Here is a 22,544-nt window from a genome sequence, read left to right as displayed (position 1 = left end):
ATACGCTTCGCCATCTAATGCAATATTTTCATAATATAATATAGTAAATTACTGAAATTAATAGACAAATGCCTTATAATTACAAAAACAATCTCTTCTAACAATTATTCATACTATTTTCGCGTTATTATTCTATGATTAGGGATGTGGCTGTAATTATGTTTAAAAATGAGATTTTAACAAGCTCACTACAGGAGCGCAAACAGATTGTAATCGATGATGTAGCAGCATTGGGCTATCCTTACAATGAGTACGATCAGGGGCGAAAGGTCGGTGGTTATGCGGCTATGGCCCAATTTTCAAAAGGAGATATCAGCACTGGACTTGCCTACGTCAACATTCATTTGGATCGGAACAAAGACATGTTCTGGGGAATTAACGTAATGGAAGCTTATATGAAGTTTAAAGAGTATTACACATCTGAGTTAAATAATAAAGTAAAAGCAAAAATGCTCAGTTTTAATATTTTGAATGCCGATGGGACGGCTCTGTCGGGAAATACAGAAAATCAACGGCTCATGTACGCAGCGGTCGGGGTTGTCGGAGCGGAAGAATGGCCAGAATATCCGGTGAATTATGCTACCATCGCCAGAAGCTATCTGCTATCCGAACTTCCCACAATTACAAAACAGGGGTACTTTGAATACGACTCTCCGACATATTTTATCCATCATGTGGGACCGCTATTGTTCATTACCGAACACTTGAAAGATGCGACATTGCGGAATATGGCCAAACTGACGTTGGAGTGGTATTTTTCCAGTATTGTAGGAGAGTGGCTGCATGGGTACTGGGTGACCAGTCAGGCCAGAACATATAATGCGCAGCAAGAGCCGGGATATACACTTGATGAGAGTGTAGTACTGCTGTGGATGTTGTTTGGAGACAGTCGTAAGCCGATATATCTCGGCAATGAAACCAATCTGAAATTTACCACGATTCCATTTGCGGTTGCGGACTACGAGTTACCAGACATTTTCAAGCGTATAGCAACAGCCCGTTCTACAACTTACACACATAAGGAACGGATGTCTAGAAACAGTAACAAACCGTATAAGACAAGCTACATCACCCCGAATTATGCCGTATTCAGTCAAAAGGACAGTCGGCTCGCACAAAATCAGCTTCATCGTTGGGGCATCAAATGGGTGGGGGATACATACAGTGACGAACCAAATACGTTTTTCATGAAGCAACACTTCAGTGAGCCGATTAACTTGAATCCGTCCAACTCGGAATATTGGATTGGCGGAACGAATATGGAGGAAGTACTTCAGGACGATGGTGCACTCATTGCAGTATACAATATCACAAATTCAAATACATGGATCGACGGCCCAGTTTCATACAACGGAATTAAAGCAACGATCGAACAGGACCCATTCAACAGGAACGGCTGGGTATTCTTTCACACAGGTAAAATGCTGATGGCTGTCAGGACGGCACAACGTTACGTTTGGCCTTATGACACGGAATCGTGGAAATATGGAGGTTATCAGAGATCGTTGCGGAGTGACGGGGCAAAAAATGCAGTCATCGTTGAAACAGCACCTCTTATGGACTATGCAGGAGGTACTTGTATTAGAGAGCTTGACTGCTTTGCTGAGGCTGTACTGACGAAAACCGTAGTGGATTTCAGCGGTGTTAACGATACGAATCCCCGGGTCTATTACAAAGGATTAACAGGTAAAGAGATGGAAATCGTATATGCCACCTCACGTAAAATTCAGGGTGCAGAAGTCAATTATGCTAATTGGCCTCTGCTGGATGATCCGTGGATGCATCAGGATTATAATGGAAATAAACTCGATTTGGTTCATGATAGAGAGAGACGGACCTATGATTTCAATAACTGGAAGGTAACATCAAGCATTATGTAAGTGTCTGTCTCCAACTGACAAGGGCGTCGCAACCAGGCCATCAGGATCTGTTTGAGACGCCTTAAGCGTTCATAAAGATCAATCCAAAATTGATAGTGTCGTACGCACGATATCTCTAAGCACCTCAGTGCTTTCGCCTGTCTTAGCAGTAAATGTCAACGATAGTCGGGCATGATTTAGAAATCTGGCGATTGACAATAGCTCAGATTCCGTAGCATGAATCTCCCCCTCTTTTTGGGCGCAGACTAGGGCGTCGTAAAAAGCAAGTTCAAGCTTTTCAGTATTTTCAGAAATAAAAGCTTTGATCTCATGATGATGCGGCACCTGTTCAATAGCACTGTTCATAATAAAGCATTCCTTGGACAGCCTCTTATCCGTCAAAATCCTGACAGATTCATTAAAAATTATCGCTATTGCATCCTTAACTTTCAGTATCGAATTCTTTAGCTCTTTCCAAACCTCATTTTCACCTTCCTGCCTATGATTATAATTTTTACAGACCGATCAGTCAAAAAAGTTAAAGCGATCTTATGTAGATGTTGATTCACAAAAAAACCATCGTACCGAAATACGATGGTTTAGGAATGTTTATTTTATACAAACGCTCAGATGTAAATGATGCAATCTGACTATTCGTCAGAGTCTACATTATGGTAAACCTGCTGAACATCTTCCAAATCCTCTAATGCATCAATCAATTTATCGAATTGAACTTGTGCATCTTCTGGAAGAGAAATATCATTTTGAGCAAGCATGGTGAGCTCCGCAACGGTAAACTCAGTCACTCCTGCTTGTTTGAAAGCTTCCTGCACAGCATGGAATTGATCAGGCTCTGCATATACGATGACGGCTTCATCTTCTTCAATGATGTCTCGCACCTCTACATCTGCCTCCATCAACAGCTCCAGCACTTCATCTGCGGTTTTACCCACCAGACCAATAACTGCTGTTGAATCAAACATGTAGGCTACAGATCCGCTCACACCCAGGCTACCGCCATTTTTAGTAAAAGCAGAACGCACATCCGATGCTGTACGATTAACGTTATTGGTCAGTGCATCTACAATGACCATGGAACCGTTCGGTCCGAAACCTTCATAACGAAGCTCTACGTAGTTTTCATCGCCAGCACCTTTTGCTTTTTCAATGGCACGGTCAATGATTGCTTTGGGTACATTGTACGTTTTTGCACGTTCTAAAACGACTCTTAATACCCGATTGGATTCAGGATCAGGTTCGCCCTGTTTGGCTGCCACATAAATTTCCACGCCAAATTTAGCATATATACGACTCGTATTAGCATCCTTGGATGCCTTCTTTTCTTTAATGTTATTCCACTTACGTCCCATAATATCCCGCTCTCTTCCTGTATGAATATACACAACGAACTTCATTATATCCTTGTATATTATATCTCCTAAAGGACATACGAACAAGTTCAAACAACTCCGTTATGGAAAAATAAACAATTCTACCTAATTAGGTATGCTTGAAAATGTGAACTTTCAATTCTCCTCATCTATGGACAATCCCCCTATCCATGTCTAAGATGAGGAGGAAGTCTGACTTGAAGGAGATCATTTAATTGGATGTCTTGTACAAAAAGTTGAGCCATAATCATGAAATCACAGTATACGAAACCACCGAGCTGTACGGTGAAAAAGGATTATTTCGGGTGATGCAGTTTTCAAATACAGCCATCCAAGGCGGGCTGGACTTGAATCATCCGCAACGCATTCTGTTCGAATATCCGAGAGCAATCATCCATCTCATGGAACTGAACGATCCGACATTTGAAGACGTGTTTGTTATTGGGCACGGTATAGGTACAATAGCGGGCCATTTTACAGATAAACGCTTTAGGATTGCCGAGCTGGATGCACAAGTCGTAGAGTTCAGCCGAACATTCTTTGGATACGATCAGGATAATGTAACTGTTGGCGATGGACGACGCATTCTGGAGAAGGAAGCGCCTGATGCTTATGACTATATTATTCTGGACGCCTTCACAGAGCAGGGTACACCCTTGCATTTAGTATCCTGGGAATTTTTCAAGATGGCCAAAGAAAAGCTGGATTCCGAAGGCTCCCTGATCATGAATTTAATGGGCAAAAGTGAACACGACCACCTGATCAATGCCATTCACACAACGTTGCGTGAAGAATTCGCCTATGTCACAACTTTCTCGCTCCCCTCGGACGGCGCTGCCGACATTCAAAATATCATTATGGTAGGTCGGGACAAGCCAATCCGGTTTCAGGCACGTCAGATGGCGGACTTTCATGAGATTACACTTGGAGAAGGCCATATTCTACGGGATACAGATGCTTAGCGTAGTTCCAATATTCGTCTCTCTACATCTTCGATATGAATCGTCTCTTTGTTGCAGCTTTTTCGTTCCACTAACTCTACTTTCCCGTGTTCGGCATCTTTACCAACGACAATGCGCACGGGAATACCTACTAAATCAGAGTCTTTGAATTTAACCCCGGGCCGTTCCTCCCGATCGTCCAGCAGCACCTCCACACCGTGATCCTGCAGTTGGTTGTATAATTTCTCGGCTAATTGCATCTGAAGCCTGTCTTTCACAGAAATCGGAATGATATGAACTTGAAACGGGGCCAGCGCATGAGGCCATATCATTCCGTTCTGATCATGATTTTGTTCTACAATGGCAGAAAGGATTCGGGAAACCCCAATACCGTAGCAGCCCATAATCATCGTTTGCTCCGTTCCGGACGCATCTAGAAAAGTCGCACCCAGCTTCTCACTGTATTTGGTGCCCAGTTTAAACACGTGTCCGATCTCAATCCCACGATAAAGTTTCAATTCCCCTTCGTCACATCGAGGACATCTATCCCCTTCTATAACATTCCGCAAGTCAGCCACATGCCGAAGATCTATATCGCGCCTTGGATTCACATGTCGATAATAATAATCTAGCTCGTTCGCGCCCGCGATACCGCTGGACATTTGGACAACGGCGTCATCTACCCACACAGGGATCGTCAATCCGCATGGGCCTACGAACCCCGAGGGGGTTCCAATCGCCTTTGACACGGTGTCTGCACTTGCTATTTCGAATTTTTCACTACCTAAAATATGTTTAACTTTCACTTCGTTAACCTCATGATCCCCCCTGACAACTATAGCAATAGGTTGATCGTCAGCCATATAAATCAGTGTTTTGATGATTTCTTCAGGTTCTATGTGAAGCGATTCAACCAGTTGATCTATTGTACGTAGGCCTGGAGTATGGAATTTTTCCATTTTAGCTGTATCAAAAGAAGGATGGCTGACATGTTCATTTTCATCTGAGACTGGAGCTATTTCTATTTTCTCCGTCGACCGCGCGACGGCTTTTTCAAGATTAGCTGCATATTCACAGCAGGTGCATGCTACAATGGTGTCCTCTCCAATATCAGCTAGAGCCATAAATTCATGGGTTTCACCTTCGCCACCAATGGCACCCGCATCTGCTTCTACTGCACGAAAATACAGACCACAGCGGGTAAAAATGCGCTGATATGCCTGGAACATAGTCCAATAGGTATGATCTAGTCCTTCCCAATGTGCATCAAACGAATAGGCATCCTTCATCAAGAATTCTCTGCTGCGAAGCAGGCCAAATCGAGGACGTCGTTCATCCCGAAATTTGGTTTGAATTTGATACAGGGTTACAGGCAATTTGCGATAAGAATTCACTTCATTTCGTATTAAAGACGTAATAACCTCTTCATGTGTAGGCCCCAATGCAAACTCTCGATCATGTCGATCTTGCAGACGCATCAGCTCAGGACCGTAAACATCGTATCTCCCTGATTCTTGCCATAGCTCCATTGGCTGCAATACAGGCATCAGTAGCTCCCCAGCTCCGGCGCGATCCATTTCATCTCGTATGATTTGCTCTACTTTTCTGAGCACCCGTCTGCCCAATGGCATGTAGGTGTACATTCCAGCCGCCAGTTGGCGGATAAATCCTCCCCGCAGCATAAGCTGATGACTGTTCACTTCGGCCTCTGCGGGTGCTTCACGCAAGGTTGTCAGTAATAATTGGCTTTGGCGCATGTGTAGCTACCTCCTTGTATGGACGATAAAATGTACGCAAAAAGACACATCCGTCAGGGACGAATGTGTCGTGGTACCACCCTTAATTTGACCGTAGCCATACACGGAACGGTCCTTCATCAGATAACGGCGTCTAGCCGGTAACGGTTTATCTTACAAACCGCTACAGCTCGCAAGGCAGGGAAACGTTCATTCGCGGCGAGAAACCTTTCAGCCCATGAGTTTCTTCTCTGTACAGCGGGTATTGAACCTTTGATCCTTGGTCTACACTATTCCTATATATTACAATTTTCACCACTTTACACGAAATGTAATTTCTAGTCAAGGAGATAATCGTCTATCTGAGATTAACCAGGGACATGAACGATATTTAATTTTCAAGATAATTAAATTCCGTTGGTTACCCTATTGCATAATGAGTGGCCAGACTTTAGAACGGATACACCTGCGAAAACCCAGAACAAAGCAGACACTACCAAGCCATTACGTATGTGAAGCTCCCAATACGCGCTGTTGTAGGGTAGAGTTCTCTTGATTACTTATGTATCTTCCTTTTTAAAATACACACCCTTGAAAAACACAAAATTTTGCGAATGTGTGCCATACAGCTCTTGAAACCTAGAATGGAGTTTATTCATAGAAAGGGTCTCTGAAACCGTCCGATCCGTTTGCAGGGTCAAGTCGACACAGCTAATTCCAAATTGGCACACTTGCTCCATAGGATAACCTTGGGTGATTCCATAAATCATCCCGGCAATAAAAGCATCATCTGCGCCTGTGACATCAATGACCTCTTGAACGGGATGCATAGGAATTTGTCCATGAGTTCCATCCTGAGAGGCGTACAAAACTCGATCAGCACCACAGATAAAAATGACATTTTGAACCCCAAGTTTGTGAAAAATCCGGGTGGCATCCAACATATGCTGATCATCTGTAAGTTCTAGCCCCAAATAAGCTTCAGCCTCCACCGGTTTACATACCAGCCATTCCACCCCATGCAAATTCCGGGGAAGCTTTCTCATCTTGGAGGCCGATACCGAAGAAACGACAATCGGAACCCGATGTTTATGGCAGACATGTATGGTGGCTGCAATTACGTTCATAGAGAAATTAGTGTCCAGCAGAACGAGTCGGGACGAGGCGATTAAAGGAGTATTTTCATAAATTACTGAAGGACGAATCTGATCATAAATCTCCATTTCTGCTGTCGCTACAATCAGTTCACCACGCTCATTCAGCAAGGCAGTATAAACCCCAGTTGACGGTTCACCTTTGACTTGCAGAGGAACCACGTGCATGTAACGGCTGGACTGTTCAATAATAAATTCACCTTCCGCATCGTCCCCAACCGCAGTTAGCAGGCTGACCCGTTGGCTCAACCTCCCTAAATTTTCGGCTACATTTCGTGCTACCCCACCGCAAGATTGCAGCCTTGTACTGCTCGGATTGGAGGTATGAAGCTGAAATGTACCTTTAATCATGATTTTACGATCCAGATTGGCCCCCCCGATACATAGTATTGGTTTGCTAGAGGGCCAAGGCTCGTCCTGTTCATTTTTGTGGATTTTTTTTAATTTCATGATTTGACTCCTTTCTCGAGTCTATTCGCTAGAATGATTTAAATTTGTACAGAAATAGGCACCCTATAAAATTAACACGTTCCAAATGTCAAATTCCCAAGAATAATGTCGAGTTCGTTAAAATATCCTAAAGTTACCCATGCAAAAAAATCACCCTATCGTAAAGTTTACCTTCCACTTTTACGATAGGGTGATTGGGTTGGAATTGCAGCATAGTTCTTCCTTACATTATTTATTCAGGATTTTTGCAAAATCCTCTATTTCAAAATAAATAGAGCTGCTCCGTGAGGAGGTAAATCTGCGGACAGTTCTTGTGTTAAAACACCTAAATCCACATGGTTCCACAAATCTCTGGCATTTGCCTGTCCTTCAATACCAAGGTCTTTTAAGGATACACGCACCTTTGAAGCTTCATCTCCAGCATTAAACAAAGCTGCGTATATATGACCTTCCCCGTTATGTGAATTCCAAACGATATGTTCATCCTTTCTGTACACCTGCCGCGCATTCAAACCGTTGCGATGAGCATTTAACACTTCTTCATTCGTTAGCAAGGAAAGGGTCCATGCATCATTATCCCGCAGTTCTCCCCCGAACATCAGTGGAGACCGGAAAATGCTCCACAAGGTCATCATCGTTAGCTGCTCATCCTTCGTAAAGCGTGTCCATCGGTCATGGCTGCCGGAATCCACCGAATCTACCGAACGAATACCCAGATGACCTAGTGGCAGCATGTCGCAATCCGGCCAGTGACCCGGACCTACATGTTCCGCCCACTTCTCGCAGCGCTCAAACATACCATACAGTAAAGGCCATACATCCCAGAAGTCATCAGTCATACGCCACATATTCGCGTTTGCAATTAAATCAGATGCATGCTCCAGCGGCGCAGGACCAGGTGATAGACTCAACACCATCGGACGTCCGCATTGGGCGATAGCCCGCCTAATCAATTCAATTTCCGCCAAATGAATACCATAGAGACGTGATGCAGCAATGTCATCTACTTTGACAAAATCCACACCCCATTCCGCATACAGGTCAAACAACGAATTATAGTACTCCTGTGCGCCTTCCTTGGATGCATCTACCCCATACATATCTGTGTTCCAGGGACAAATAGAGTTGGGATGCGCAATTTGTCTCGCCGTGGCTGTGGTTCCCAAAATCGGGGTATCCTGGTGAACCGCCTGACGGGAGATGCCTCTCATAATATGTATACCAAATTTCAATTCCAGACCGTGTACATATTCCGCAAGAGCTTGGAAGCCTCGTCCATCTGCTGCCGAAGGAAAACGATTCACCGCTGGAATAAGACGTGAAAATGAATCCATTTCCAATGGGACGAACGGGCGATACTGTGAAGAAACTGCTCCTGACTCATACCACTGAATATCCACCACGACATATTCCCAACCATATTCCTTCAGGTGCTCCGCCATATATTGAGCATTTCCCCGTACTTCCTCTTCCTGTACTGCTGCACCGTAGCAATCCCAGCTATTCCACCCCATAGGTGGTGTATGCGCTGTCAAATGATGTTTCATTTCATTCATCCTTTCACCTAGTAAAACTCATCCTGCTACCAGAAATCCCCTCATTACTACGTTACTATTATAATGTAAACCCTTACTTTTGTCGCTCGTCATCTTTTCCATTTCCACTTTTTATACATTTAAGTTGACTAACTTAAAGAATGTGGTACATTTAAAATTGCTTGTTAAAAAACTTTGACTTGAATCAGAGGGTGATTTTACGTGTGTGAACATGCTTATCGAATTTTGTTGTTTTACAAATATGTCAACATTGAAGATCCTGCCACCTTTACGGCAGAGCATCTGGCTTACTGCAAGGAGCTGGGCGTCAAGGGAAGAATCTTGATTGCTGCAGAAGGAATCAACGGAACACTGTCTGGTACAGTAGAGCAAACGGAGCAATATATGCGTGATTTGCGCGCCAATCCGAAATTCCACGATATTGTTATTAAAATAGATGAGTCTGACGGTCATGCGTTCAAGAAAATATTTGTACGCCATCGTCAGGAGCTAGTTACGCTGCGTCATGAGGATGAACTGGACCCTAATGTAATTAGCGGTAAGCGGCTGTCACCAAAGGAGTTTTATGAACAGCTTCAAGATGAAGATGTAGTTGTTCTGGACGGACGTAATGATTATGAATATGACATCGGTCATTTCCGCGGGGCTATTCGCCCTGAAGTCGAATCGTTCCGTGAATTTCCACAATGGATTCGCGACAATATGACTCAGTTCAAAGACAAAAAAATCCTGACGTACTGCACCGGAGGTATCCGTTGCGAAAAGTTGTCCGGTCTTCTGATCAAAGAAGGGTTTAACGATGTAGGCCAGTTGGATGGCGGCATTGTGACTTACAGCAAGGACCCGGAAGTACAAGGACGTTTGTTTGACGGTAAATGCTACGTATTTGACGAACGAATCTCCATTCCGATCAATCATACGGATGAAGACGTCATTGTCGGCAAGTGCTTTCATTGTGAAACGCCCAGCGATCATTATATCAACTGCCCGGTGTGCAATCTCCAGCATATCGTATGTCCGGATTGCGAAGAACAGCATCAGCACTATTGCTCTGATGATTGCCGAACCAAAGCGGAAACCGTCGCTACTGCATAAATCGGCAGTATCATTGGTTCATTATAATAAAAGGGATGCCCACAGCCATGATAAACGGTTAATAGGGCATCCCTTTTATTGTTTTCACAATAAGTGTCGAAGGCTCCATAGTATATACCTATGACCTTGATTGTGTTTTCATCTTGGACGGGCTCGAAAGTAGCGCCTTATAATGGAAAATGTCATTACAGAAAGGATGGGTGGAATTCATGATACAAATCGTACTTTCAACTCTATTATCCGTTATCGTTCCGCTGTCCATTCCAGTGATCGCCGGATTTTTACTCGGAAAATTCATGAAGCTGGAAACGAAACCGCTCTCGACTTTGTATTTATATTTTTTAAGCCCCGCCATGATTCTGGACACGCTACTCAAAGCACAGCTTTCTTGGCATGATGTAGCGCAGACTGCCGCTTTTTCAATACTGAACCTGCTGCTGTTGTGGGGAATTGCACAATTAGCGGGGAAAATCTTTAGACTGAGCACTCCGGAAACGGCTGGACTTACCTTAATCTCCACGCTGACCAATAGTGCAAATTATGGCCTGCCCCTTATTTTACTTGCCTTTGGGCAGCTCGGTCTGGATAAAGCCTCCGTGTATGTCGTCATCCAGATGATTATGGTCAATACCATTGGCGTTTACTTTGCAGCCCGCTCTGAATTTTCTGTTCAAAGTGCTGTTAAGTCGGTATTTTCACTTCCTGCGATCTATGCAGCTCTACTCGCCATGGTACTGCGGCTGCTGGACTGGCATCTTCCCTCTGGCATTCAGTCGGGCGTATCGATGATTGCTGCCGCCTATTCTCCAGTCGTGCTGGCGATCCTTGGTACCCAGATGGCTTATGTAAAAATATTCAAACTGGAGTCGTCTATTAAAAAAGCCAGCTACGCCGGACTAACAATTCGCCTTTTGCTCTCTCCGCTTGCGGCTTGTCTTGCTATGCTGATACTGGGAATTTCAGGCCTTTTGTTCTCCGTTCTCTTCATTTTGGCCTCGATGCCGGTTGCTGTGAATGCTGTCATTTTAGCAGAAAAATTTAATGCATCGCCAAAACTGGTTTCCACCTGCATCCTGTGGAGCACGCTTGCCTCATTCCTGATATTGCCTATTCTGATTATGTTGGTAGCAGGTTAGCGAGAAAAAAGACTCTCTACACCATAGAGAGCCAAGCGCGATTCTGTCTCCATTCTACTTGTACAGGCGTTTCAAAAAAAGCACTAAGTGTGTCACTACTCAGAATATCAGTCGTTTTACCTTTGGCAAATACCGTGCCCCGGCGGATTAAAATCGTATGCGTGTACATCGGTAGAATTTCTTCGATATGATGTGTAACATACAGTAAATTCGGCGAAGCCGGCGACTCCGATAACTGGCGAATGCTATCTAGCAATGCTTCCCGGGAGAAAAAGTCCAAACCATTACACGCCTCGTCCAAAATCAGTAGCTTGGGCGAGGCCATTAATGCGCGGGCGATAAGCACTTTTTGCTTTTCTCCCTGTGAGCATCCCTGATACAACCGATCCACGAGATGAGCACACCCCAGTTGCGTCATAAGCTGAACGGCCTGTTCATACTCTGTATCCGTCGTCTGGTCATAAAGTCCAATGGAGGCAAATTTGCCGCTAATGACAACATCCTGCGTACGCTGAGTCCCATTAATTCTTTCCTGTAAAGAGGAACTGACCCAACCAATAGATTTGCGCAGCTCCCTCAGATCCACATCTCCAAAGGTATGCCCCAATACACCGACACTACCTGTAGTTGGCCATATGTAACCGTTAATCATATTGAGCATCGTTGTTTTACCTGACCCATTCAAGCCGAGTACAGCCCAGTGCTCTCCCTCAGCTACCTGCCAATTGATTTGGTCCAGTATGGTGCGGTTATCTCTCTTCCAGCTTACATTATTAAGTTCAATGACAGAATTCATGGCTGTACATCCTTTCTATTCGTCGTATCATCAGATGTTTATACGCATAGTAAAGATTATCGTTAGTACGTCTAGCTTCTCTTTTATGTAAGCATAGCACAGGGTCACAGGTTGTTCAATTTTAAATAACCCACTCCATTGTTCATATAGGAGTGGGCTCAACATGTACTGCTCATGTAAATTCTCTTGCTCCATCTACTTTTTCTTACGCTCGCGAAAACGGCGTACCTTCATCAAATTACCACACATCTTATCGTCGCAAAATCGCTTTGACCGATTTCGGGTATCATCGTAAAATACCCATCGGCAATCGGTATTATCGCAAATACGAATTCTGGAGCCGCCGCTATTGACAAGTGCCTGGGCAAAATCGGCTACAACCTCTGCCAGCACTTTTTTCCAACCATTTGCCACGGGTTCCAGCACAATGCTGAAATGCTCATCCTGTTGCTTTAATAAGCGAGTGACCGGCCCCCCTTTCATCATCTTTCGGTTAATCATATCCACCAGATCAGTTGTCATTTGTCCACCAGAAGTCAGGTGCTCAGCGAAGCTACGTAATTCCCGCCGGAGAATTTGCATTTCTTCGATATCTTCCGCACTGGCTGGGACCGAAGCGGTAAATTGCCACCGCATAAGAAATTCATTTTGCCATTCGGGCTTCAACAAACGATCTTCTGAACGTCCGCTCCCTCTCCAATCGTGCCATTCGCTGTTTACAAAATCAGTCCAAAGTGTATTCAAAAGAGTTCCTCCACCGTCTGTAACCACTAAAATCATTTTAACTGGTTGCAAATCTTAATTTGTCATGCTATATTGTTAATTGTAACGATTTATCCTATGTTTAGCTAGTTACATCCCTACAAAAGGAGTTGGGTTAGGTGAGCCGAGATCGAGTAAATATGCTGGTATTGCAAAGAGAAAATTCATGGGATAAGGAAGAATGGATTGTTCCTCTTGCCGCAGCACTTCAGGGTGTGAATACACAGGAGGCCACTTGGACACCACCAGGTGGAGGAAACACGATTTGGCAAACGGTTCGTCACATTAATTATTACAATGAGCGTATTTTGAGACGTTTAACTGACCGCCCTATAAGTTCAACTGGAATAAGCAATGATGAGACATTCGGTCCGCCAGGGGATGCTGAAGACGATGAAGGATGGCAGGAGACGCTGAAAGAAGCGGAAGCTCTTGTAAACCAACTGCTTGTCGCCATTACTGCTCTGAATGATGCTGATCTGGATAAGCCTCTCGGCTCCGACACTCTCGGTGCTGAATTATCGCGGTGGACGCTGCACGATGCATATCATAGCGGACAAATCGTACTTATACGCAAACAATTGGGGACTTGGCGAGTTTAAAAATGTAATCCTTTAGTCAAGATATTTTTTGTTTTTTAGAATCTTTAATTACATTCTTATTTTTATCTTTACTCTTTGTATCTTTGCTTGGGACGGTGACCTTCCTTTTTTCATTAGCCAGTCGCCAATAGCTTAACACTTTACGGTACATGGACTTATCTGTTAATTGGTTAAAAATATATGGGTCCGGCTTCGTATTCACCTCAATAATCCACGGGATAAAGCGATGATCCAGTCCAATGTCCACACCAATTTGCCGGAATTTCGGATATGTTTTTTGCAGTTGTTTGGCGATAGTAAGACCCAGTTCATTTAGTTTCTTAACCAGGTCCGCCTGCTTGTTTTGCGATAAATGGGATTTTAGTAACTGCTCCAAGGCCATCGGCTTACCACCACTATGATAGTTGGTCACGATTTTACGGGGATGACCAAGACGTCCAATAATTCCGGTAGACTCCCATAGCCCTTTTTCATTACGCTGCACCATGACCCGAATATCAAAATAACGCATTTGATGGCGTAGTAAATGGATTCCCTTTTGAATGAGATAATTTTTCTTCCCCGTATGTTTCGATAGGCTGATATATAGTGCATCCAAATGTTTGAATTCTTGGCGCGTTTCCTCATATTGATAGGCGAAACGCTGGCCGGTCTCCTGCTCTACTCTCATTACACCTTTACCAAAGGTACCTCGCTCGGGTTTTACATAGACCATACCGTACTTCTCCAGCATTGATTTCAAATTTGCTTTATTATATTTGCGAGTTTCAGGTACATACGGCTTAATGCTGCCATGCTGGAGCAACAATTGGGTTTTATGCCATTTGCTGCGCAACGCCTGCGCTTGTGAAGAATTCACTTGCCCCTCTCCTCTCTACTCTCAGGTAGAACGCTCCTGTTAAAAAAGATCAATCTATCGTATGCGCTAACTCCCCATTCGAAGCTTCATCAGCCCTGTCCTGCATAGAAATGGACGTTTGACCTTGCCCGGTCGAAAGCGCCTGTCCAAGCATACGATATTGGGAGACGCTGGGAGCGTATATTTGCACATATAGGGAGTGAATGACATGTCAGCGCAATCGGATGGGCCACGGAAGGGTTCCCTTACAATCGATGTTCTGATTCCAGCAATTGATAAAGATCTTGCCACACTACCGCTGGTGATTGACAGTCTGCGCCGTCACGTGCAGCACCGAATTGGAACTATTTATATCGTCTCACCGCAAAGCACCGGGATTCGCCGTCTGTGCGCAAACAAGAAATGTACATTTATTGACGAAAAAACAGTGCTGCCCATCACCAAAAAACATATTCATTACGGGACAACGCGCTGGGACCGCTCAGGCTGGCTGTATCAACAATTACTCAAAATGAATGGCGACAAAATCAGTAAAGCCTCTTTTTTTCTCGTCATTGACGCGGACACGATTTTGATTCGTCCACATACGTTCCGTAAAGACGGAAAAACGATTTTTTACTACCGCAGCTGGAGCCAGCCTGAGTATTTTCGCACCTACCACAAGCTGATTGGCGTTAAAGCACCCTCACCAAAATCCTTTGTCACTCACTATATGCTTTTTGAAAAAGCGCGGCTCATCCAGCTCAAGCAAGTTATCGAGGCCCGACATGGAAAACCTTGGTACAATGCGATTATCCAAAGTATAAACCGGACAAAACAGTTTGGGTTTTCCGAATATGAAACGTATGCCAACTATTTATACAGCAATAAGCCTTCTCAGATGATTTTGCGCAAGTCATTGAATAAAGCGCTTCATAGTCGGGCTTCTTCCCTGTCGCAAAAACAATTGGGTGTCTTGGCCAAGAGCTATCGTTCCTTATCTTTTCATCAACGCAAGGTGTACCAGCTTGCTCCAAAAACAAAGATTGAATCATCGCTAAAATAGTTCTTAAAATCCTGCAAAATGATGCAATCCAAATGGATCTGCATTGAAGGAGGAAACGTCCGTGCGCATCGTATTGTTATGCGGTGGTGCTGGAAAACGGCTATGGCCACTATCCAACGAAATCCGGTCGAAGCTGTTTCTCCAGTTGTTGCCCGCCCCTGACGGGCGAAAGGAATCTATGCTCGGCCGGGTGTACCGTCAGCTTACCTTAGCCGGGCTGGATTCCTCTGCCCTGCTTCTGGCTCATCGAAGCCAGGTAAATCTAGCCTTTCGCCATACAGAAGGTCGTCTGCCCGTTTTGGGCGAGCCTGCCAAACGGGGAACCTTCACCGCGGCTGCACTGGCGGCTGCTTATTTTCACACCAGAGGCATGGGGCTGGATGAAGTTCTCTGCATTGCTCCAGCGGACATGTTTGCAGGGGAGGATTTCTTCCATAGCATAGCAGCGCTCTCCGGCTTATTGCTTGAGAGCGGAGCCGATTTGGCTATGCTTGGGACAAGGCCCACTCATCCCTCCGACCAATACGGCTATGTCGTTCCGGGTCTGCAAATGATACGGGAAGGGAAACCTTCTTATGCGCAAGTTGCTCGCTTCACAGAAAAGCCGGATCATTCCGGGGCACAGCAGCTTATTCATCAGGGTGCGCTGTGGAACTGTGGTATTTACGCTTTTACATTACGGTATATGCTCTCCTGTATGGAGCGAAGTTATTTGCCGCTGAACGATAAAGCATTATGCGCAATATATGATGGCCTCCCGGTTCGCAGTTTCGACGAGGAGATTGCAGAGCGAGCCGAACATGCCATCGTCCTGCCCTACGATGGCGAATGGCACGACATCGGCAACTGGCAGGCTCTAACAGAGCAGCTAAATAGCCAAGTGATCGGGCGTGGACAGATCAGTGGCCAAACTCATGGCACGTACATCGTCAATGAGTTGCCCTATCCACTTCATGTCATTGGTGTAGAAGATATTATTGCAGCTGCGAGCCCCGACGGCATTCTCATCGCTTCCAAGAGCCATGCTCACGCGATCAAGGACCAGCTAGGCAAACTTCAACTACATCCCAAGCATGGCGAAACCTCTTGGGGCAGTTACCGATTGCTGGACGAATTTGATCATCGGAGTCTGAACGATATACTGGCCATACGGCTGACGGTACTGCCAGATCACCGCTTGAATGGCCGTATTCACGGCAGTGGACTTAAAGTATGGACGATCGTGTCCGGCCGGGGAGAGGTCATGCTGAACGGAGAACGTTTTGCTGCAGCAAGCGGTTCTGTATTTAGCATTCCGGTCGATACGTATCACACGATCCGTGCCGATCTGGATACACCACTGGAGCTAATTGAGGTACGTCTGGGGAACAGCTTAGTGAACGCCTTCTATAAATCAGAAGCCTGACAACACATAGATATAATATCAGCACACCACGGATTCTGAACGAAGGTCGCACATAAAAAATCGCTTCTGAGCAAGGTGAAAAAATCCTTGCTCCAGAAGCGATTTTATTTTGTGGTGCCATATTTTCTTGAGGTAACCGTTCTAACCTTGGCAGATAAATATACCTCGTTGTCTTTGACTATTCCGGCTTCTTTTAAAAAATGCTGGACGATCTCCAACTGATAGTGTATGCGTACTTTCTTGGGCAGGCTCCAACCCGTCTCCACGGTAACCGCGCGTGCACCTAAAATACGGGCTGCAGCAGTGCGGGAGGAACCTGGAAGCTCATGCAACCGAATGTTGAAATGTCGGTTGCTCACCTGGATGGAGCGATTCATTCGCTTAATAATCCGACGAACCGTAGGAACCACGGGATTGGCCTTATTGGAGATTAGCGTTTGACCAAGCACCTTGGCATCCTTTTGTGACAATCCGTTGGCCTCATGCAAGTCGAGATACCATTCAGGTTGATGCTTTTGTGTTAATTTGAATAGAGCAGCGGAAAGTGGTTGTGTTGCCAGCTGCTTTTTTTTGCGCGGAAAGGTTCGATTAAGATCAGGTATTCCTCTAATCCGTTTGCGGTAAGCCTCTTGATTTACAATCGGTACAATTATAAGCTTACCATGGCTAAATCGCAGTTTTTGCTGATTCAAAAGCTTTACCAATTTCTCAGCAGCTCGTATGCTTGCTATTTCTTTACCATGTATTCCCGCCACCACCATCACACACGGACCTTTCTGTCCCCCTGTAACTATATAATAAGGAGTTGCCCAAGAGCCCTTTCCGAGCATATATCGTTTGACCTGCATCTCCTTCACCTCCGTATAGGCTGCCGTTGTCCTCTCTTCTGTTCTCGCCGACGGATGATTTCACGGTATAATCTTAAGTAGTTACTGGTCATCTGTTTGTTGGTAAATCTTTGAGTCACATACAAACGCAGCTTCGCTGGTGACGGGTAGTTCTTTTGCTGTGCTTTTCGTGCCATTTGGCTAACCGATTTGCAAATCAACTGCGGAAAGCCCGATAATACCTCGGGGACGGAGCCATTTTTTAATGCCAGCACCGGTGTTCCACAAGCCATGGCTTCAACCATGACAAGTCCGAATGGCTCTTCCCACAGTGTCGGAAACAACAGACATTCTGCATGTTTCAGCAACTTCTGTTTCTGATCGCCTCCAACTGCCCCCACATAGCGTATATTCGGATTGCGCTGAATTCGTTTCTGAATCTCTTTACGGAAAAAGTCTGGTGCTTTGATAGGACCTGCAATAAGCAGTTTTTTTCCTGTTCGTTCTGCAACCTGAATGGCCTCCAATACACCTTTATCTCGAATGATTCTGCCCATGAACAGCAAGTAGCCACGCTTCTCACTGCTGAACTCGTATTCATGTGTGTTGATACCGTTATAGATATAAAAACCTTTGCCCCTGCCCATCAGCTGGCGCGCTCGTTTACTTACATATACTGGGTTTTTACCGTGTCTCTTCACTGGAAGATGAACGGTGCAAACTGATGGACAAGGCAGCTTCCTACGCCCTACAGAAGAACGAAAGGTATGATCATGAATGATATGTGTGTCGGAAGGCATATGCCGGAGTACATATTGGGGGATCTGACTATGTTTCAACCCCTTGGGATAGGGAATCAATCGCGCACTGCTCCTGCTCCCACGGGCGGCAAAAAGAGATACATGATGTCCTCGTCTCACCAATTCCTCCGTTAATTCATACACGACCTTTTCCGTTCCGCCCTTGTTGGAGGGTACCGGCTGTGCATCGGGATAGTTGGAAATGACCTGAACAATGGTTAGACGTGGTTTTTTGAGTGCTTTATTCTGCTTTGAAGCCATACGAATTCCCCTTCCTGACCGGAAATACGGTGTGATCCTTACAATGTCAACGGGAATCAGAACATACTCCCGTACAGGTAAATTGTAGTATATAGGTATGTATATTTTGCGTGATTGCTTGTGCCAATCGACTGCAAGTCGATTTTTGTCATACGAGCCTATCTATAAGTGGAATCTATACATTTTGTCAAGCCAAAATTAAGGAGGAAATTCTCATCGTTTTCTAATAAATGAGGACAAAGCGTTGGGGTAACAGGTTTGTAACCATGAGTGGTAAATTCCGGACATTTTATTTGTGTTATTGTCATTTCAGGACATCAACACAATACGAATAACGGAGGAATTTATATATGAAACGTACTTCTAAAAAATTGTGGATGGGTATTTGCTTTACTATGACTTTGGCATTGAGCGCAGGGAGCTTCGTCATTGGACCAGCCACCACTCACGCCGCTTCGGCAAGTAAAGCTGATCGGATTATTTCTAAAGGCTCCCAGTATATGGGCGTACGTTATCAACATGGAGCCCCAGCTGGCAGTACAAGCTCTTTTGACTGCTCTTCATTCACTCAATATGTATTTGCACAAAATGGCATCAAGCTTCCGCGATCTTCCAGACAGCAATCAACTGTTGGCACTTTCGTACCGCGTAGCCAGCTGAAAAAAGGCGATTTGGTCTTTTTCTATGCGCCAATTCATCATGTAGCCATTTACATGGGGAACGGCAAAATTCTGCATACGTATGGTAAAGGCGGCGTAACGGTTACAGATCTAAATTCGGGATGGTGGAGTCGCAATTATACAACAGCACGTCGTGTCCTTTAGCATAAATTTTAGATAACTTCCATCCACCGAATGCTTAACTTACAAGTAACAATAAAAAGGGCTGTTCCACGAGTAGATATTTCTACTGGAGGGACAGCCTTTCCTGTTGTCTTTGGGGCAGCGTGACGATGACTACCGTTTCTTCTCCTTCTACGCTCTCCATACGTATCGTACCCTGATGGGCGTCTGTAATTGCCTTGGCAATCGGCAACCCCAGCCCGGTTCCTCCGGTTTTACGATGTCTGGAGCTATCTACCCGATAAAATCGTTCAAAGACCCGCTTGATCTCGCCCTCAGGTATTCCGATCCCATAATCCTTAACCTGGATATAGACATCCTTTTCATCTGTAGATAACCCTATTTCGATCTCATCCGAGCTGTATTTTAATGCATTATCCAGCAGGATCACTAGCAACTGCTTCATTTTCGTCAGGTTGGCATCCAGCCAAATTTCTTTCTCTTCTGTTAAAATAGAAATTTGACGATCATGTACAGGCTTGAGATGCGCTACTACCTGTTGACAACAACCGATCATTTCGATCCGCTCATGCGGCTCAGGGTCTTTCTGCTGTGAGGAGGCAAGAGTCAGCAACTGCTGTGTCATCGTACGCATTCGCTGAGTTTCTTCATAGATCGACTCAATGGATTCCTTACGAATGTCCTCGTCACGCGTGCCCCACCGCCGCAGCATGTTGGCATAACCCTCAATAATCATAAGTGTCGTATTCAGCTCATGTGAGGCATCTGAAACAAACTGCTGCTGACTCTGAAAGCTTTCTTCTAATCTCTCCATCATTCGGTTAAAAGTAGTGGTCATTTGGGACAATTCATCTTGATTGTGACCACCAACGGGGATTTTTTTGAATTTCAAGCTTCTTTCTATTTCCTGCATCGTTTGAATACTACTTGAAATCGGCAGCAATATCGCATTCGCCAAAATCGTGCTCCCTACCAAACTTAGCAACATAGCCCCTATAGTGGATGTGATGAGGATCGTATTTAAAATATCGAGATTGGTTTCGAGTGCATCCCATTTTTCTACAATCTCCAGGGTCCCCTTATGATTACCCTCTGGAGAAAGCACAGGGAGATGGATTACCAAAATTTTATGACCCTGTACATCTGTCAGTTGAGAACTTTGTGAAGTGTTAAAACGTATATCGCCCAGCTTAAATCGGGACTGGCGACTTACTTCATACAGAAGTCGGGATTGCCGATCAAACACTCTCAGAGTGGTGTCTCCAGAAAGCTCATCTTTCAGTTTGGGGCCCCATGCATTCTTTAGAATCATCGTGGGTCCTGTTTCGGCAATGATTTCAGTCCATTTATTTTGCAGCACTTCTCTTTCATTTCGCGTAGCGATTTTGACGAACAATAGGTGAACTGTAACATCCACAAACAGGAGTATCGACATCACTAAAATAGAACTGAGTAGGGTTATTTTGGTCCGAAGCTTCACTAGTCTTCCTCCCGGATGCAGTACCCAACGCCGCGCACGGTTTTTATCAATTTCTTTTTGTATCCATGATCAATTTTTTTGCGAACATACCGGATATACACATCTACGACATTCGTATCACCGACAAAATCAAATCCCCACACGTCCTGAATCATTTGATCCCGCTGCAATACCTGATTTTTGTGCTCCATCAGATAAAGAAGCAGATCATATTCTTTTGGCGTCAGTTCGATTCGATTGCCCTCCCGCACCACTAACCGTGTCTTGCGTTCCAACACCAAGCTGTCCACTTGCAGCCTAGACGGCGGCTTATCCTCTTCCTGTAAAGTGGTAGCTGTTGGCTCCATTTGATGCCTCATACTGGCCCGCATCCGCGCTAATAACTCCTCGATCTCAAAAGGCTTCGTAATGTAATCATTGGCACCTTCATCCAGACCTGAAACCTTATCAGGAGTCGTGTTACGTGCAGTGACCATAATTACTGGTGTATGATTGTCCACTTTTCGAATCTGCTTTAGCACCTCGACCCCGTTCATCTCCGGCAGCATTACATCCAGAATGATGATATCCCATTTACCAGCTAGAGCTTTTTCCAATCCTTCTCTGCCCGTCTGTGCGATTTCAACTGCATATCCTTCATGGGATAACTCCAACTGAAGCAATCTGGATATCTTCTCTTCATCATCAATAACCAGCACCGACTTTTCCATTGCAAAACCACCTATTTTCTATAGAAAAAACAAATGAGTAATGGAAATGACATTCATTTTTTATTTGATTTTAAGCTTTTATCCGTGTAGTCGCTCTATAATATAACTTTGTTATTCAATTTTTTGATGTTAAGGAGTAATTTATTCATGTTAATTAATGTAGACTATGCTTTATTTCACTGGATCAATGAACTGGCTAATTCCCTCGCCTTTTTGAATGGAACCATGCTTTTCTTGGCGCAATATGCACCGTATTTATTCGGAGTGGCTTTGCTGATTTACTGGTTCACTTTTAAAATGCCGCATCGGATGATGGTTTTAGAAGCCGTCATAACGGTTTGTATCGGCTTTGTAATTAGTTGGGGCCTTGGACATTTGTTTTACAGAGATCGGCCTTTTGTCGGACATTCAGTCATTCAGCTTATTCATCATGATCCTAATGCTTCATTCCCGAGTAACCATGCCCTTGGATCGTTTGCTCTGGCTACAATTTTATGGCTTCATCATCAAAAATTTCGTGTCCTCTGGGTTATCTTGGCTGTACTCATCGCAGTATCCCGTGTGTGGACCGGAGTGCATTATCCCTCGGATATTTTGGCAGGTGCGCTTATTGGTGCAGGTTGTGCCGTCGGCGTTCATCATTTCATTCGAAGCCGGAAGCTTCCTGGCATCTTCATGCAGGCGGCTATTATATTTTATGAAAAATGGGAGCAGAAGCTGGGGCTCAAGCCTGGTGAACAGGCCAGAACTAAGATGAATGAGCACACTTCCTCTGTCCAAATGAAAAGCAGACGCTAAATGAAGTGACCCCTTAAAGTTAGACAACTATTTTTATGCAACCAGTTGGGCATGAGCTCGGTATTGTACCGGGCTCAT

21 protein-coding genes are annotated in these 22,544 nt (G+C 44.7%); 9 read left to right on the top strand and 12 right to left on the bottom strand.

Going from position 1 to position 22,544, the window contains the following annotated elements; all coding sequences use genetic code 11:
- The first annotated feature begins 158 nt into the window (after positions 1-158).
- Positions 159-1,880 (top strand): hypothetical protein, encoded by a 1,722-nt coding sequence (locus tag NLX74_RS21980; protein ID WP_254330181.1) that lies wholly within the window; start codon positions 159-161, stop codon positions 1,878-1,880.
- A gap of 78 nt (positions 1,881-1,958) precedes the next feature.
- Here the strand turns inward: NLX74_RS21980 and NLX74_RS21975 are convergent, their stop codons facing one another.
- Together NLX74_RS21975 and NLX74_RS21970 are read right to left on the bottom strand one after the other, a co-directional pair.
- A complete protein-coding gene (locus NLX74_RS21975; protein ID WP_254330175.1) occupies positions 1,959-2,225 on the bottom strand; it encodes a hypothetical protein in 267 nt (88 codons plus the stop codon).
- A 284-nt stretch (positions 2,226-2,509) separates the two neighbouring features.
- Entirely contained in the window at positions 2,510-3,229 is a 720-nt protein-coding gene (locus tag NLX74_RS21970; protein ID WP_250245220.1) for a YebC/PmpR family DNA-binding transcriptional regulator, read from the bottom strand.
- A 236-nt stretch (positions 3,230-3,465) separates the two neighbouring features.
- Between NLX74_RS21970 and NLX74_RS21965 the strand changes: the two genes are divergently transcribed.
- Complete coding sequence (locus NLX74_RS21965; RefSeq protein WP_254330173.1) at positions 3,466-4,212, top strand: spermidine synthase; 747 nt, start codon at positions 3,466-3,468, stop codon at positions 4,210-4,212.
- On the opposite strand, the gene NLX74_RS21960 is transcribed toward NLX74_RS21965, so the two are convergent.
- The 3 genes from NLX74_RS21960 to NLX74_RS21950 form a co-directional block, all read right to left on the bottom strand.
- Positions 4,209-5,948: a proline--tRNA ligase gene (locus NLX74_RS21960; RefSeq protein WP_254330171.1), complete on the bottom strand. Its 1,740-nt coding sequence runs from the start codon at positions 5,946-5,948 to the stop codon at positions 4,209-4,211. The genes NLX74_RS21965 and NLX74_RS21960 overlap by 4 nt on opposite strands.
- A gap of 539 nt (positions 5,949-6,487) precedes the next feature.
- Positions 6,488-7,531 (bottom strand): carbohydrate kinase family protein, encoded by a 1,044-nt coding sequence (locus tag NLX74_RS21955; RefSeq protein ID WP_254330169.1) that lies wholly within the window; start codon positions 7,529-7,531, stop codon positions 6,488-6,490.
- Between the two features lie 257 nt (positions 7,532-7,788).
- Positions 7,789-9,078, bottom strand: a complete 1,290-nt coding sequence (locus NLX74_RS21950; protein ID WP_254330167.1) for a glycoside hydrolase family 27 protein — start codon at positions 9,076-9,078, stop codon at positions 7,789-7,791.
- Between the two features lie 210 nt (positions 9,079-9,288).
- Between NLX74_RS21950 and trhO the strand changes: the two genes are divergently transcribed.
- Together trhO and NLX74_RS21940 are read left to right on the top strand one after the other, a co-directional pair.
- Complete coding sequence (gene trhO, locus NLX74_RS21945; protein WP_250261451.1) at positions 9,289-10,182, top strand: oxygen-dependent tRNA uridine(34) hydroxylase TrhO; 894 nt, start codon at positions 9,289-9,291, stop codon at positions 10,180-10,182.
- Positions 10,183-10,391: 209 nt separating this feature from the next.
- On the top strand, positions 10,392-11,318 hold the full coding sequence (locus NLX74_RS21940; RefSeq protein WP_254330166.1) for an AEC family transporter: 927 nt from the start codon (positions 10,392-10,394) through the stop codon (positions 11,316-11,318).
- 16 nt (positions 11,319-11,334) lie between these two features.
- On the opposite strand, the gene NLX74_RS21935 is transcribed toward NLX74_RS21940, so the two are convergent.
- Together NLX74_RS21935 and NLX74_RS21930 are read right to left on the bottom strand one after the other, a co-directional pair.
- Positions 11,335-12,114 carry an ABC transporter ATP-binding protein gene (locus NLX74_RS21935; protein WP_254330164.1) on the bottom strand — a complete coding sequence of 260 codons (780 nt, stop codon included), beginning with the start codon at positions 12,112-12,114 and terminating at the stop codon, positions 11,335-11,337.
- 195 nt (positions 12,115-12,309) lie between these two features.
- Positions 12,310-12,858: a CGNR zinc finger domain-containing protein gene (locus tag NLX74_RS21930; protein ID WP_250261453.1), complete on the bottom strand. Its 549-nt coding sequence runs from the start codon at positions 12,856-12,858 to the stop codon at positions 12,310-12,312.
- Positions 12,859-12,995: 137 nt separating this feature from the next.
- Between NLX74_RS21930 and NLX74_RS21925 the strand changes: the two genes are divergently transcribed.
- A complete protein-coding gene (locus tag NLX74_RS21925) occupies positions 12,996-13,478 on the top strand; it encodes a DinB family protein (RefSeq protein WP_250261454.1) in 483 nt (160 codons plus the stop codon).
- Between the two features lie 16 nt (positions 13,479-13,494).
- On the opposite strand, the gene NLX74_RS21920 is transcribed toward NLX74_RS21925, so the two are convergent.
- Positions 13,495-14,337 carry a YheC/YheD family protein gene (locus NLX74_RS21920; RefSeq protein WP_254330162.1) on the bottom strand — a complete coding sequence of 281 codons (843 nt, stop codon included), beginning with the start codon at positions 14,335-14,337 and terminating at the stop codon, positions 13,495-13,497.
- Between the two features lie 208 nt (positions 14,338-14,545).
- Between NLX74_RS21920 and NLX74_RS21915 the strand changes: the two genes are divergently transcribed.
- Positions 14,546-15,382 (top strand): DUF6492 family protein, encoded by an 837-nt coding sequence (locus NLX74_RS21915; RefSeq protein ID WP_254330160.1) that lies wholly within the window; start codon positions 14,546-14,548, stop codon positions 15,380-15,382.
- Positions 15,383-15,443: 61 nt separating this feature from the next.
- Positions 15,444-16,787, top strand: coding sequence for a sugar phosphate nucleotidyltransferase (locus NLX74_RS21910; RefSeq protein WP_254330158.1), 1,344 nt, complete (start codon positions 15,444-15,446; stop codon positions 16,785-16,787).
- Between the two features lie 104 nt (positions 16,788-16,891).
- Here the strand turns inward: NLX74_RS21910 and NLX74_RS21905 are convergent, their stop codons facing one another.
- Complete coding sequence (locus NLX74_RS21905; protein ID WP_254330156.1) at positions 16,892-17,635, bottom strand: succinylglutamate desuccinylase/aspartoacylase family protein; 744 nt, start codon at positions 17,633-17,635, stop codon at positions 16,892-16,894.
- A 5-nt stretch (positions 17,636-17,640) separates the two neighbouring features.
- The gene (locus tag NLX74_RS21900) at positions 17,641-18,675 is read right to left on the bottom strand and encodes a glycosyltransferase family 4 protein (protein WP_254330154.1); all 1,035 of its coding nucleotides are present in this window, start codon (positions 18,673-18,675) and stop codon (positions 17,641-17,643) included.
- A gap of 350 nt (positions 18,676-19,025) precedes the next feature.
- Here NLX74_RS21900 and NLX74_RS21895 point away from each other — a divergent pair, with 350 nt between their 5' ends.
- The gene (locus tag NLX74_RS21895) at positions 19,026-19,499 is read left to right on the top strand and encodes a C40 family peptidase (RefSeq protein WP_235306311.1); all 474 of its coding nucleotides are present in this window, start codon (positions 19,026-19,028) and stop codon (positions 19,497-19,499) included.
- An 82-nt stretch (positions 19,500-19,581) separates the two neighbouring features.
- Here the strand turns inward: NLX74_RS21895 and NLX74_RS21890 are convergent, their stop codons facing one another.
- Together NLX74_RS21890 and NLX74_RS21885 are read right to left on the bottom strand one after the other, a co-directional pair.
- Positions 19,582-20,958 carry a sensor histidine kinase gene (locus NLX74_RS21890; protein ID WP_254330152.1) on the bottom strand — a complete coding sequence of 459 codons (1,377 nt, stop codon included), beginning with the start codon at positions 20,956-20,958 and terminating at the stop codon, positions 19,582-19,584.
- On the bottom strand, positions 20,958-21,668 hold the full coding sequence (locus tag NLX74_RS21885; RefSeq protein ID WP_250261460.1) for a response regulator transcription factor: 711 nt from the start codon (positions 21,666-21,668) through the stop codon (positions 20,958-20,960). The genes NLX74_RS21890 and NLX74_RS21885 overlap by 1 nt, the downstream gene beginning before the upstream one ends.
- Before the next feature lie 147 nt (positions 21,669-21,815).
- On the opposite strand from NLX74_RS21885, the gene NLX74_RS21880 reads away from it, so the two are divergent.
- Entirely contained in the window at positions 21,816-22,466 is a 651-nt protein-coding gene (locus tag NLX74_RS21880; protein ID WP_254330151.1) for an undecaprenyl-diphosphatase, read from the top strand.
- The last annotated feature ends 78 nt before the right edge of the window (positions 22,467-22,544 follow it).

It is taken from the genome of Paenibacillus sp. MZ03-122A (assembly GCF_024213325.1).
GTDB classification, from domain to species: domain Bacteria; phylum Bacillota; class Bacilli; order Paenibacillales; family Paenibacillaceae; genus Paenibacillus; species Paenibacillus polymyxa_B.
Note: the sequence above shows the minus strand (reverse complement) of the source record. Positions and strands in the feature narration are given on the sequence as shown.

Coding starts and splice junctions, on each gene's coding strand:
- NLX74_RS21980 (WP_254330181.1), top strand. CDS start 159: ATGTTTAAAAATGAGATTTTAACAAGCTCACTACAGGAGCGCAAACAG.
- NLX74_RS21975 (WP_254330175.1), bottom strand. CDS start 2,225: ATGAACAGTGCTATTGAACAGGTGCCGCATCATCATGAGATCAAAGCT.
- NLX74_RS21970 (WP_250245220.1), bottom strand. CDS start 3,229: ATGGGACGTAAGTGGAATAACATTAAAGAAAAGAAGGCATCCAAGGAT.
- NLX74_RS21960 (WP_254330171.1), bottom strand. CDS start 5,948: ATGCGCCAAAGCCAATTATTACTGACAACCTTGCGTGAAGCACCCGCA.
- NLX74_RS21955 (WP_254330169.1), bottom strand. CDS start 7,531: ATGAAATTAAAAAAAATCCACAAAAATGAACAGGACGAGCCTTGGCCC.
- NLX74_RS21950 (WP_254330167.1), bottom strand. CDS start 9,078: ATGAAACATCATTTGACAGCGCATACACCACCTATGGGGTGGAATAGC.
- NLX74_RS21940 (WP_254330166.1), top strand. CDS start 10,392: ATGATACAAATCGTACTTTCAACTCTATTATCCGTTATCGTTCCGCTG.
- NLX74_RS21935 (WP_254330164.1), bottom strand. CDS start 12,114: ATGAATTCTGTCATTGAACTTAATAATGTAAGCTGGAAGAGAGATAAC.
- NLX74_RS21915 (WP_254330160.1), top strand. CDS start 14,546: ATGTCAGCGCAATCGGATGGGCCACGGAAGGGTTCCCTTACAATCGAT.
- NLX74_RS21905 (WP_254330156.1), bottom strand. CDS start 17,635: ATGCAGGTCAAACGATATATGCTCGGAAAGGGCTCTTGGGCAACTCCT.
- NLX74_RS21900 (WP_254330154.1), bottom strand. CDS start 18,675: ATGGCTTCAAAGCAGAATAAAGCACTCAAAAAACCACGTCTAACCATT.
- NLX74_RS21895 (WP_235306311.1), top strand. CDS start 19,026: ATGAAACGTACTTCTAAAAAATTGTGGATGGGTATTTGCTTTACTATG.
- NLX74_RS21885 (WP_250261460.1), bottom strand. CDS start 21,668: ATGGAAAAGTCGGTGCTGGTTATTGATGATGAAGAGAAGATATCCAGA.
- NLX74_RS21880 (WP_254330151.1), top strand. CDS start 21,816: ATGTTAATTAATGTAGACTATGCTTTATTTCACTGGATCAATGAACTG.